11 protein-coding genes, 2 tRNA genes and 1 pseudogene are annotated in these 12,876 nt (G+C 42.4%); 12 read left to right on the top strand and 2 right to left on the bottom strand.

Features of this window, described 5'->3' with window-relative positions; genetic code table 11:
- Positions 1–109: 109 nt before the first annotated feature.
- Positions 110–715: a hypothetical protein gene (locus J4G44_RS01705; RefSeq protein ID WP_207973789.1), complete on the top strand. Its 606-nt coding sequence runs from the start codon at positions 110–112 to the stop codon at positions 713–715.
- A gap of 83 nt (positions 716–798) precedes the next feature.
- Here the strand turns inward: J4G44_RS01705 and J4G44_RS01710 are convergent, their stop codons facing one another.
- Positions 799–2,679: a potassium transporter Kup gene (locus J4G44_RS01710; protein WP_004974367.1), complete on the bottom strand. Its 1,881-nt coding sequence runs from the start codon at positions 2,677–2,679 to the stop codon at positions 799–801.
- Between the two features lie 119 nt (positions 2,680–2,798).
- Here J4G44_RS01710 and J4G44_RS01715 point away from each other — a divergent pair.
- Positions 2,799–2,889 (top strand) — tRNA-Ser (locus tag J4G44_RS01715).
- 858 nt (positions 2,890–3,747) lie between these two features.
- Here J4G44_RS01715 and J4G44_RS01720 read toward each other — a convergent pair.
- Positions 3,748–4,398: a response regulator gene (locus J4G44_RS01720; RefSeq protein WP_004974358.1), complete on the bottom strand. Its 651-nt coding sequence runs from the start codon at positions 4,396–4,398 to the stop codon at positions 3,748–3,750.
- 243 nt (positions 4,399–4,641) lie between these two features.
- Between J4G44_RS01720 and J4G44_RS01725 the strand changes: the two are divergent.
- The 10 genes and pseudogenes from J4G44_RS01725 to J4G44_RS01770 all read left to right on the top strand — a co-directional run.
- A pseudogene (locus tag J4G44_RS01725) lies at positions 4,642–4,812 on the top strand (secretion protein HlyD); the annotation flags it as partial.
- A 346-nt stretch (positions 4,813–5,158) separates the two neighbouring features.
- A complete protein-coding gene (ribBA, locus tag J4G44_RS01730; protein ID WP_096902634.1) occupies positions 5,159–6,280 on the top strand; it encodes a bifunctional 3,4-dihydroxy-2-butanone-4-phosphate synthase/GTP cyclohydrolase II in 1,122 nt (373 codons plus the stop codon).
- An 11-nt stretch (positions 6,281–6,291) separates the two neighbouring features.
- Complete coding sequence (gene ribH / locus J4G44_RS01735; RefSeq protein ID WP_004974350.1) at positions 6,292–6,762, top strand: 6,7-dimethyl-8-ribityllumazine synthase; 471 nt, start codon at positions 6,292–6,294, stop codon at positions 6,760–6,762.
- Between the two features lie 4 nt (positions 6,763–6,766).
- The gene (gene nusB, locus J4G44_RS01740) at positions 6,767–7,216 is read left to right on the top strand and encodes a transcription antitermination factor NusB (RefSeq protein ID WP_004974349.1); all 450 of its coding nucleotides are present in this window, start codon (positions 6,767–6,769) and stop codon (positions 7,214–7,216) included.
- Positions 7,217–7,241: 25 nt separating this feature from the next.
- Positions 7,242–8,171, top strand: coding sequence for a thiamine-phosphate kinase (gene thiL / locus J4G44_RS01745; RefSeq protein WP_004974348.1), 930 nt, complete (start codon positions 7,242–7,244; stop codon positions 8,169–8,171).
- Positions 8,137–8,658 carry a phosphatidylglycerophosphatase A family protein gene (locus J4G44_RS01750; protein WP_131260658.1) on the top strand — a complete coding sequence of 174 codons (522 nt, stop codon included), beginning with the start codon at positions 8,137–8,139 and terminating at the stop codon, positions 8,656–8,658. The genes thiL and J4G44_RS01750 overlap by 35 nt, the downstream gene beginning before the upstream one ends.
- An 18-nt stretch (positions 8,659–8,676) precedes the next feature.
- The gene (glmU, locus tag J4G44_RS01755; protein ID WP_096902632.1) at positions 8,677–10,041 is read left to right on the top strand and encodes a bifunctional UDP-N-acetylglucosamine diphosphorylase/glucosamine-1-phosphate N-acetyltransferase GlmU; all 1,365 of its coding nucleotides are present in this window, start codon (positions 8,677–8,679) and stop codon (positions 10,039–10,041) included.
- Positions 10,042–10,053: 12 nt separating this feature from the next.
- On the top strand, positions 10,054–11,895 hold the full coding sequence (glmS, locus tag J4G44_RS01760; RefSeq protein WP_207973790.1) for a glutamine--fructose-6-phosphate transaminase (isomerizing): 1,842 nt from the start codon (positions 10,054–10,056) through the stop codon (positions 11,893–11,895).
- A gap of 312 nt (positions 11,896–12,207) precedes the next feature.
- Positions 12,208–12,283: transfer RNA gene (locus J4G44_RS01765), tRNA-Gly, on the top strand.
- Positions 12,284–12,570: 287 nt separating this feature from the next.
- A complete protein-coding gene (locus J4G44_RS01770) occupies positions 12,571–12,873 on the top strand; it encodes a helix-turn-helix transcriptional regulator (protein WP_070153706.1) in 303 nt (100 codons plus the stop codon).
- The last annotated feature ends 3 nt before the right edge of the window (positions 12,874–12,876 follow it).

Consider the following 12,876-nt stretch of genomic DNA (forward strand, 5'->3'; position numbering starts at 1 on the left):
AAAGACATCGCTCAGCGACACCCAAGCGCATTGCGCTGCTCTAGCTGGATGTCATTGACGATTTAAATTGGTTTTAACTTTATTTTTGCGATTTTTGATGGAGAAATACATGCGTTTTCATCTTTTTGCTTGTGCTTTGGTTGGTAGCAGTATCAGCATTTCTGCCTTTGCCGAACCACCCATTCAAGCAGGTGATACTTTAGAAAGTTTATCTAAAGTCAAAATAAGCACCACGATTAATGGGCAAGCAGGCTCACTACAAGAATTAATCGCCAATGGTCAGATACGCATTGTACCGAGTACAGATACAAACTTAACAAGTCCAGCAGAAAATATAGCGCAACAGCCTGCAAACCAAATTTCAGCCGAAAAAGCCAATCTGGCTCAAGACAATGTACCGATGACGATGCCTGTCGGGACTGAATCCGAACTGCAACACGCAGCGCAGGCAGAGCAAGTGAGCGAACAACACATACAAGCCACCTCTGCGCCATTATTGTCATCTTCAGCCGATTTACCTGTAAATGCTGGCGATGATGTGGATGTCACCGCAGAAGCGCTAAATGCTGCACCACAAAACCCTGCTGCATCTGAACAAGCAGCAGTCAATCTGCCCACGACTGAACGGCTTGAAACCACAGCACCTGCGGCACAGGGCGCAGATGTAAACGATATAGATTTAAGCCATCTACAACCAAGTGATACGGAACAATAAGATCTGTTTAAGACCAATCTTGAGCTAAAAATAAAAAACCAGCACTTTATAATGCTGGTTTTTTAAAATCTATTGAGCAGTTTTTAAATTTCGATTTGACTACCCAATTCCACCACACGGTTGGTTGGAATTTGATAGAAATCACTCACAGGACTGGTATTGCGCTGCATTGAAATAAACAGTTTTTCACGCCACGGTGACATGCCATCGCCCACCGTATGCACAATTCGATCACGCGAAATAAAGAAGCTCATTTGCATCATATCGAATTCAAACTCAAGCTGTTCATAGGCTTGTTTCAAGGCATTTGGAATATTTGGCTGATCTTTAAAACCGTAATACATGGCAATCCGATAAAAACGATCATCCAGTTTTTCGACTTGAATCCGATCTTGCTGCGCCACAAATGGAATATCACGCGTGATGACCGTTACCATGATATTGCGTTCATGTAAGACCTTGTTGTGCTTAATATTATGCAACATGGCATGTGGCACAATGTTAGGCGTACCTGTCAAGAAAATCGCATCGCCAGGGACAAATTTGGTTTCATTGCCCATACTAATACTGTGAATGAATAGGTCTATCGGCAAGGCATCTTTTTCCAAACGATTGAAAACCAATGCACGACCATCTTTCCACGTCATTAAAATGGTATACATGATGGCGCCAATTAAAATTGGCACCCATCCCCCTGACACAATTTTGAGCGAGGTCGAAGCCACAAAAATTAAATCTAGGGTTAAAAATGGCACTGCAAAAAGGGCAACTTTCCACATCGGCCAACGCCAAAAACCATAGGCCAGCACTGAAATTAAAATCGTGCCACACAGCATGGTCATGGTCACTGCCACGCCATAAGCACTGGCAAGTCTGGCACTATTTTCAAATAATAAAATTAAGATAAGCACCGAAATAAATAAGGCCCAGTTAATGAATGGCAAATAGATTTGACCACGTTCAACATCGGACGTGTGACGTACAGTCAGGCGTGGTAAATAACGCAATTGAATGGCCTGATTGACCATTGAAAATACCCCTGTGATCACCGCTTGAGAAGCGATCACCGCTGCAGCTGTGGCTAAACCAATCATCGGGTATAAGCCCCATTCAGGCACCAACATATAGAACGGATTTTCAATCGCTGCAGGGTTACGTAGCAATAATGCCCCTTGTCCTGCGTAATTCAATAACAAGCAAGGTAAGACAATCAAAAACCACGCGAGGCGAATAGGCATCCGCCCAAAATGCCCCATATCGGCATAGAGTGCTTCGCCACCCGTCATGGTTAAAATCACCGCACCCATGGTGAGAAATGCAACAAAGGGTTGCTCTACTACAAAGTTAAACGCCCAGTGTGGACTGACCATGGCCAATACAAATGGGGTTTGGATGATACTGAGCAGCCCTGCACCGCCAATGGCTAAAAACCACAGCAAAGTCAGTGGGCCAAAAAATTTGCCCATAGTGCCTGTACCATGACGCTGCACAATGAACAGTCCTGCCAAAATACCAATGGAGAGCGGTACGAGCCATTGATTAAAGATAGGCGTGGCAATACTTAGTCCTTCAATGGCAGACAATACTGAAATGGCGGGGGTGATAATGCCATCGCCAAAGAACAGGGATGCACCAATAAAGCCAAGTGCGATCAGGAAGATTTTTTTGTCTTCGGCAATACGGGTGGTGCGCAGGTTCAATGCCAATAATGACATGATCCCGCCTTCGCCATTGTTATCGGCACGCATAATAATGGTGACGTATTTGAAGCTGATGGTGAGCATCATGCACCAGAAAATTAGGGATAAAATTCCCAATACACTGGCTTGGGTAATTGCAAGATGCGCCGTTAAAAAAGTTTGTCTGAAGGCATACAGAGGACTGGTTCCGATATCCCCAAATACAACTCCGAGTGCAGCCAAGGTAATGACGGGTAAGGCTGCTTTTTTTGCAGTACTTTGCATAGGTGTCTTCGATTTAGACGGTATTTTTGAGAATCATAGCACTACGCTGAAAGTTTTTCTCTAAATCAAATTTTTCAACTTGGCTTTGTACTATTTTTTGGTTATTATCCACCGCCTATGGTGAAGTGTCCGAGTGGCTGAAGGAGCACGCCTGGAAAGTGTGTATACGTTAATAGCGTATCGAGGGTTCGAATCCCTCTTTCACCGCCAAATTAGTTGTTTACGGTATTATCCCGTAGTTTTAAGGGCTTGAATCTAAAGGGTTTAGGCCTTTTTTATGTTTAATGCAATCCACTTTATCTATTGCAAGCTTGATCTAGTTGGGGTTATAACTAGGGGTATAATAAATTACCCCCAAAACTATACCCCCAATTCTGTGGAATCATTGCAATGCTTACAGATGCTCAAGTCAGAAAAATAAAACCATCGGAAAAGAAAGCCAAATAATTACCTATGATCGAAATCTAGCACATATCACGGCTGGCGGGCTTGGTTATCGTGAATTCTAAAAGTTGAACCCATATAGGGGGAAGCCCCCTACTCACTTAGGTATGATTTATTCAAATCACCATTCATCTATTACTATTAAAATATATTCGTCCTTCTATGTATTTCTTATTAGTGGCGGGTTTTCTCGCTGAGGACAACTTCACACGATTGGATTTATGGGTACAGATACAATCAAAGCCTAAGAATCTCAAAAGAGGCATGTCGCCTATCATTAAACTGATATGCTATTCAGCTCATGTTGATTTTTACTCATTTTATCAACATGACAACCTAAATATGTTTATGTCATCGACATGACAACTCTCTCATGTCGATTTTTATCGGTTTTATCGACATGACAGCCTGAATATGTTTCAGGCCATACAGCTAAAGACATAAGACAATATTCCTTTTAGGTTTTTAAGCACATCAACAACCTGAACGCCAAATGTCACATCCTAAAGTGAATTAGCTTTCTAAAAAGGTCATTATCAACCAAACACCCAATAAAAAACCACTGCTCAATCTTCCAGATCAACATAGCGGTTTTAAACTCATCTTTTACAGATCAGTCACATCTTACATTTTCTTTTCTTCAATATTTAAAGCATTGATTGCCAATACCGCCTGAGTACGATTTTGCACACCCAATTTACGGAAAATTGCGGTCACATGCGCTTTAATCGTCGCTTCAGAAACATCTAATTCATAGGCAATTTGTTTATTCAACAAACCTTCTGCCACCATCATCAATACACGGAATTGCTGTGGTGTTAAAGACTGAATACGTTCAGCCAAAGCCGTTTCATCTGCAGCGCGAGGGTCAAAGTTAACATTCGCAGCCAAATTTGGCGGCAACCAAATCTCACCTTCTAAAACTTGACGAATTGCTTCACCAATATGGCTCGGATGTGCCGATTTTGGGATATAACCCATCGCCCCATGCGCAATTGAACGTTGAATAATCGATGCTTCTTCGTGAGCGGACACCACAATAATTGGGATAGATGGATATTGCGCACGCACATGCACCAATGCAGAAAAGCCCGATGCCCCTGGTAAATTCAAGTCCAATAAAACAAGATCAGGCTCAGGTCCATTTTCCAAACGCTCGTACAATTCATTGACTGCAGCAGTTTCATGAATTTGAGCTTGCGGTAAGCTATAACGAACCGCCTGAATTAAGGCATGGCGAAACAGCGGATGATCATCAACGATTAATATATTCATAACGGACGTGAGAGATCTTGGGCACAGTTGTTATATTCTAACCACACAAAGACAATTAAGGATATGCAAGACATGACTTTTTTGCATTTATTGTGCAATTAATCACAGAAAAGTGTTTATTTTTTATGTTTTCAGCGCTCAGTCAAAAAGGTTGATCATTTTGTGGATTTTTTAATCAGTTTTATTTTACAACCAAAACGCTCAAAACAAGATGTAATATGAAATAGAAAATATCCCAAGATAAGGGTTTATATCCGTACCGATTCAGACAAACTCAGCAACAAAGCAGGACAAGCGTTTGATATTACCCCGGGCATGGTCGCAACAGTCGATATTAAAACGGGTGAAAAAACGGTGTTGGATTATCTGATCAAACCATTCAACAAAGCCAAAGAAGCCTTGCGTGAGCGCTAAACAGAAATTCGCTTATACCTGAATTTAATGAATCATCTCATCCCTGATTCTTGCCTTCTCCCAAAACCCAATTGGGTTCAAATGAAGGCGAGAATGAGGGCGATAATATCCTATGCCCTCTACAGTTTTATTTTTCACAGATTTTGCATTTCATCTTAATGGCCTAAACAATCTACAGCAACGCAGTAAATCCTTATTTCCGCCTCTTTCCAAGCCTGATGACACTGTGTATAACCATAAGTCACGCAATGAAAATGATAAGCATAGGCAAAACAGGTAAAAAACCGTTAGACTATGCATCTCTCTCATTCAATGTCGTTTCAGACAAATAAGAAGGTAAAGGTTGATGCCGCTCAATACTGTCGAAGAGCTTGTAGCAGATATCCGTGCAGGAAAAATGGTCATCCTCATGGATGATGAAGATCGTGAAAATGAAGGTGATTTAGTCATTGCCGCAACCCACGTTCGCCCTGAAGATATCAACTTCATGATCACACACGCGCGTGGTCTTGTTTGCTTAACCTTAAGTCGTGACCGTTGCCAGCAATTAAACCTACCGTTAATGGTTGATGCCAATGGTGCACAACACGGTACGAACTTTACTTTGTCGATTGAAGCTGCTGAAGGCATTACCACGGGTATTTCTGCCGCAGAACGTGCGCATACCATTCAAACCGCTGTCGCTGCACATGCCAAGCCTGCCGATATTGTTCAGCCTGGGCATATTTTCCCACTCATGGCACAGCCAGGTGGTGTATTGCACCGTGCAGGACATACCGAAGCAGGTTGTGATCTTGCCCGTTTGGCAGGTTTAGAGCCTGCATCGGTAATTTGTGAAATCATCAATGAAGACGGCACGATGGCGCGTCGTCCAGATTTAGAAATTTTTGCTGAAAAGCACGGGTTAAAAATTGGTACTATTGCCGATTTAATCCACTATCGCATGACCAATGAACAAACTGTAGAGCGTTTGGATCAGCAAAGCATCGACACCGAATATGGTACTTTTGACTTATATCGCTACCGTGAACTGGGGAACCCAGACATTCACTTGGCATTGGTCAAAGGCGAGCCGAAAGAAGGCGTTACCACAGTACGTGTGCATGGTTTTAATCCAACCCGTGATTTGCTGAAGCTGAAAAAAGCAGATGGTTCGGCAACTTGGAATTTAGACCGTGCTTTAAAAGAAATTGCCAACAGTGAACGTGGTGTTTTGGTCTGGATTGGTCAAGCTCAATTGCAAGACTTGGGCCCTGCCCTAGACAGCCTTAAATCCCCGAAACAAGGCAAAGCCAATGCTGCATTGTCACAGCAATACCAAACCATTGGCGTGGGTGCACAAATTTTACGTGATTTAGGCGTTGAAAAAATGAAGCTACTCAGCTCACCATTACGTTTCAATGCTTTATCAGGCTTTAACTTAGAAGTGGTGGAATATATCACCGCAGATCCAACATCAGAGAAATAATCGAGGTTGCTATGGCAATTCGCCGTATTGAAGGTTTATTACATCTCGCTAGCGAAGGCCGTTATGCGATTTTAGTCGGTCGTTTTAATAGTTTTGTGGTTGAGCATTTGCTTGATGGCGCAATTGACACATTGAAACGTCATGGCGTATCAGAGGATAATATCACCGTTGTTCATGCACCAGGCGCTTGGGAACTTCCTGTTGTGGCTAAAAAATTAGCTGCATCGAATGGTTATGATGCCATTATTGCACTCGGCGCAGTGATTCGCGGTAGCACTCCACACTTTGACTTTGTTGCAGGTGAATGTGCCAAAGGCTTAGGTGTGGTTGGTTTAGATACTGGCTTACCTGTGATTAACGGTGTATTGACTACGGATAGTATTGAACAAGCAATTGAACGCTCTGGAACAAAAGCAGGTAATAAAGGAAGTGAAGCTGCCTTAACTGCAATTGAAATGGTTAACTTGTTAAAGGCTATTTAACGCTATGTCGCAAACACTTCAAGCAACTTATGCAGCAAAACGTAAAGCACGTCGTTTTGCTGTGCAAGGTATTTATGAATGGCAGATGAGCCACAATCCAGTACATGAAATTGAAGCACGTACCCGTGTGGAAAATGCCATGCACAAAGTGGATCTCGGCTATTATCATGAATTGTTGACTCAAGTGGTTGCCAATCATGAAGCATTGGATGCATTACTGGTGCCTGTTCTTGATCGTGACATTCAAGCCCTCGATGGTGTTGAACTCGCCACCTTACGTTTAGGTGCTTATGAGTTAGAACAACATCTGGAAATTCCATACCGTGTGGTATTGGATGAAGCGATTGAATTGGCAAAACACTTTGGTGGTGCAGACAGCCACAAATACATCAATGGTGTATTAGACCGTCTTGCCAACAGCTTACGTGCAGCAGAAAAGCAACAAAGCAACTAATTCAAAGTATTGAGTCGATTGTTGTATGGCTGAGTTTTCCATTATTGAGACCTATTTCAACAGACCGCGTCCCGATGCAGTCGATTTAGGTGTCGGTGATGACTCAGCTCTGCTCACCCCTCCGCCGCAACAACAATTGGTCATTTGTGCCGACACTTTAGTCGCTGGACGACATTTCCCCCTCGATACCAACCCACATGCGATTGGTTGGAAATCGGTTGCGGTCAATTTATCTGACATTGCCGCCATGGGTGCCACCCCACACAGTATATTATTGGCATTGAGCCTACCCCAAATTGATCACGACTGGCTCAAAGGGTTTAGTCAGGGTTTACATGATTGTTGCGATCAATTTGGGGTAAGTTTAATTGGTGGAGATACCACACAAAGCCCGCATCTCACCATTTCCGTTACCGCCTTAGGCTGGATTGAACAAGGACATGCCATTCCACGTTCAGGCGCGCAAGTCGGTGATTATATTTGCGTCAGCGGACAAGTCGGTGATGCCGCTTTTGGTTTAGATCATCTCGATCATCCTTTAAAACAACGTCTCGACTACCCAACACCACGTTGTCAACTTGGACAACAACTCAAAGGTCTGGCTTCAAGCATGATTGATGTTTCAGATGGCTTGGCACAAGATTTAGGGCATATTCTCAAAGCCTCTCAGGTCGGTGCTTGTATTGAACTCAGCCAACTGCCTATAGATGCTGCATTAACCGAATTACCACAACAAAAGCAGTGGCAATATGCCTTGGCAGGTGGCGATGACTATGAGTTATGCTTTACAATAAGCCCACAAAATTATCAGCAGCTTTTGCAAAAACCGCTGAATACCCCTATTCATATTATTGGCAAAATTAACAATCAAAACCGCTTAAGCTTTGAACAGAATGGCGTAGATCGTTCACTTCATTTTCATGGATACCAACACTTTGCAAAAACCCGCGATTAATTTCAAAGCCATGTCTTGGACTGACCGACTGATTGTATGCTGTGGTGTTGGCTTCGGTTCAGGTCTACTACCCAAAGCTCCCGGTACCTTTGGTTCGGCCTTTGCCCTACTGTTCATTCCCATTTGGTTCGCGCTTGGTTTCATTCCAAGCCTTTTTGCCATTGCCATCATGTCCCTCGTTGGCATATATATCTGTGGACGTACTGCACAGGTTATGGGCGTACATGATGATGGTCGTATTGTTTGGGATGAATTTGCAGGACAATCGATTACCTTTTTACCCCTGATTTTTATCAATCAAATCAGCTGGGTCTGGGTAATTGTGGGTTTTGCCCTATTCCGACTATTTGATGTGTGGAAACCTTGGCCAATACGTGTCATTGATCGTCAGGTCGAAGGTGGTTTTGGCATCATGCTGGACGATATTATTGCGGGTCTTTGGGCCGCATTATGTATTTATATTTATTTATCTTTTACTTTGGTTTAGCCATCACTAGGATTCAACATGTCTACCACCGTGATTATTCTTGCAGCAGGTAAAGGCACGCGCATGCGTTCAAATTTACCAAAAGTATTACAACCTCTTGCAGGACGCCCACTCTTGGGTCACGTGATTAATACCGCAAAAAAATTACAAGCAGATCATATAATTACCATTTACGGTCATGGCGGTGCTTTGGTGCAAAATGCGTTTGCGCATGAACAGGTACAGTGGGTCGAACAAGCTGAACAGTTGGGCACAGGTCACGCAGTCAAAGTGACTTTGCCTGTTTTACCACGTGAAGGTGTATCACTGATTTTATCGGGAGATGTACCTTGTATTACAGAGCAAACTTTACAAAAGCTACTCGATGTTTCACGTGAAACCCAAATTGGCTTGGTGACACTTACCCTTGCTGATGCCACGGGTTATGGTCGTATTGTACGTGAAAACGGTAAAATTCAAGCGATTGTTGAACATAAAGATGCGTCTGAAGCCCAGCGTCAAATTCAGGAAATTAACACGGGTATTTACTGCGTCAGCAATGCCAAATTACATGAATGGCTGCCAAAACTGAGCAATAACAATGCGCAGGGTGAATATTACCTGACCGATATTGTGGCGATGGCAATTGCCGATGGCTTAGAAGTTGCATCGGTAGAACCTCAACTGGCTTTTGAAGTAGAAGGCGTGAATGACCGTGTGCAATTGGCTGCATTAGAACGCGAGTTCCAGAACTTCCAAGCCAAGCAACTCATGCAACAAGGTGTGCATTTAATTGACCCAACCCGTTTTGATTTACGTGGTAATCTCACTGCAGGTAAAGACGTTCGCATTGATATTAACGTAATTATTGAAGGCGATTGCGAACTGGGTGATGGCGTAGAAATTGGTGCAGGTTGTATCCTCAAAAACACCAAAATTGCTGCGGGCACTAAAGTTCAGCCGTATAGCGTATTTGACCAAGCGGTTGTAGGTGAAGCTGCGCAAATTGGTCCATTCTCACGTTTACGTCCGGGCGCGGTATTGGCCAATGAAGTGCATATTGGCAACTTTGTTGAAGTGAAAAACAGTCAAATTGGTTTAGGCTCCAAAGCCAACCACTTTACCTACTTAGGTGATGCCGAAGTGGGTGCAGGCAGCAATATTGGTGCAGGTACGATTACTTGCAATTATGATGGTGCCAATAAATTTAAAACCATTATTGGTGACCAAGTCTTTATTGGTTCAAATAGTTCATTGGTTGCACCTGTCACCATTGCCAATGGTGCAACGGTAGGCGCAGGCTCGACCATTACCCGTGATGTTGCAGAACAGTGTTTAGCTGTGGAACGTTCTAAACAGTTCACTAAAGAAAATTATCAACGTCCACAGAAATTGAAAAAATAAGAGGAAGTTCCTATGTGCGGTATTGTCGGTGGCGTTGCAGAACGTAGTATTACCAATATCCTCATTGAAGGTTTAAAGCGTTTAGAATATCGCGGTTATGATTCCGCAGGTTTGGCATTGATTAGTCAAGGTCAGGTCTTGCGTGAGCGTCGTGTCGGTAAAGTAGCAAATCTTGAGCAAGCAGTACTAGATTCTCAAGTCACAGGTTCACTCGGTATTGCCCATACACGTTGGGCAACACATGGCAAACCGACAGAAAACAATGCACATCCGCATATTTCTGGCAATGTTGCTGTCGTACACAACGGTATTATCGAAAATTATCAAGAACTGAAAGATGAGCTAGAAGCTTTAGGCTATATGTTCAGCTCTCAAACGGATACTGAAGTGGTTGCGCACTTGGTCAACCATGCTCTTAAAACTGCACCGAATTTATTGGTTGCGGTACAGCAAGTCGTGCCTCAACTGAAAGGTGCTTATGCTCTGGGAATTATCCATACCGATTATCCAGATGAATTGATCACGGTACGTGAAGGTTCTCCTTTGGTGATTGGTGTCGGTATTGGCGAAAACTTTATCAGTTCAGACCAATTGGCGTTATTGCCGATCACCAACCGTTTTATGTATTTGGAAGAAGGTGATATCGCACGCTTAACTCGCGACAGCATTGAAGTTTTTGTAAACGGTCAAACGGTCGAACGCCCTGTAAAAGAGTTGGATGCAACTGTAAGCAATGCATCGAAAGGTGAATATAAACACTACATGCTCAAAGAAATTTATGAGCAGCCTGAAGCAATTCAACAAACCATTTCACAAGCATTAAATGGCAACGCTTTACGTGAAGATTTCCTGAAAGATGCTGAACTTGATTTTGCCAACATCCAACAGGTACAGATTATTGCCTGCGGTACCAGCTACCATGCAGGGATGATTGCAAAATATTGGTTTGAACAGCTGATTAACTTGCCATGTCATGTGGAAATTGCCAGCGAATACCGTTATCGTACCCCAGTCATTGTGAATAACACGTTGTATGTGTGCATTTCACAATCTGGCGAAACTGCAGATACTTTAGCTGCGTTACGTGATACACAAAAACGTGCTGCTGCAAAAGGTTTAGATATCACAACCATGACCATTTGTAACGTGGCAACGTCGTCAATGGTACGTGAAACCAACCATAGTTTGTTAACGCTTGCGGGTCCTGAAATTGGTGTGGCATCGACCAAAGCCTTTACGACACAGTTGGCAGCATTAATGCTGTTGGTGCTCAAAATTGGTCAGGTGAAAAATGCAATTGCAGCGACAGAAACAGCGGAAATTATTGCAGACTTGTGGCACACACCAAAAGTAATTTTAGATACTTTGCAAAATGATACGGCAATTTTACGTTTGTCTGAATTGTTTGTAGAGAAAAATCACTGCTTGTTCTTGGGTCGTGGCACACAATTCCCAATTGCCTTGGAAGGTGCTTTGAAACTGAAAGAAATTTCATATATTCACGCAGAAGGTTATGCTGCGGGTGAATTAAAGCACGGCCCATTGGCATTGGTAGACAATGACATGCCTGTGGTGATTTTAGCACCGCAAGATGACATGCTGGATAAACTGAAATCCAATATGGAAGAAGTACAGGCACGTGGTGGTGAATTATTTGTCTTTGCAGATGAGCATAGCGGGATTCCTGCAGACAAAGAGCGTCAGCATGTCGTGTATGTTCCACAAGTCAGTTCATTGCTTGCGCCAATTGTGTATAGCATTCCTGTGCAGTTGTTGTCTTATCATGTGGCAGTTTTGCGCGGTACTGATGTCGATCAACCTAGAAACTTGGCGAAAAGTGTAACAGTTGAATAATTTTTTTAACATTATTCAATGATTTAAATTTAATAAAATTATTTTAAATCACCTAAAAATCCGCAGTCGGCTTCATTTTTAGAAGTTCAGTACTGCGGATTTTTTATGTCTGATGCTTTTATTTTTCGCATAGCTGCAGCGCATTGTAAGTGATATTAATATTTTTGCAGACAATGAAAACTTTTATAAAACAAACAACCTAAGTCATTTAACCGCACTATTTTCCAAAAATGTTGTTTATTTATTCAGTCAGTACAATGACATGCAAAAAATGATTGACCCTATTTTTGCATCATGTATTATACACCGCATGCGGGAATAGCTCAGTTGGTAGAGCACAACCTTGCCAAGGTTGGGGTCGCGAGTTCGAGTCTCGTTTCCCGCTCCAAATTCAAAAAAACCCTCATCGAAAGATGGGGGCTTTTTTATTGATTTTATATTATGTTATCCCCAATCATACTTTCTTTATTATCTTTTATTTCACAGTTTCGGGCCCCAAATACGACATATTCGTAGGTAGTTGCAAAAAATAAATGCATTAAAATCATTAGATTTCTTTAATCCAATAGAATCTCATCAGCCAATCAAGCATCTCATTATCGACCAACTGGCATAATTTCATAAATCCATTTTTTTGTGTTTTAATGGTGATATCACAATGTAAAACACAATATTATGGATTTAATATTCAAAAAACCTGAAGAAGTTGTTGCTTTATTATGTGAGAGGCTTCGTAAAGAACGTCTTTATCTGGAAATGACTCAGGCAGATGTTGCTGCGCGTGCGGGTATTGGTGTGAATACTGTATCTAATCTAGAAGCTGGTCGAAATGTTTCATTTGAAAATTTAGTACGTGTTGCCATGGTGCTCGGCCGATTAAAAGAATTAGAGGAACTTTTCAAACCACATTTAAATAGTGTAGATGACATGCTCCGCTATGAGAGTAATACGGCTCGCCAACGTATCAAAAGGAAATGAATC

It is taken from the genome of Acinetobacter towneri, assembly GCF_017498585.1.
Lineage (GTDB): Bacteria > Pseudomonadota > Gammaproteobacteria > Pseudomonadales > Moraxellaceae > Acinetobacter > Acinetobacter towneri.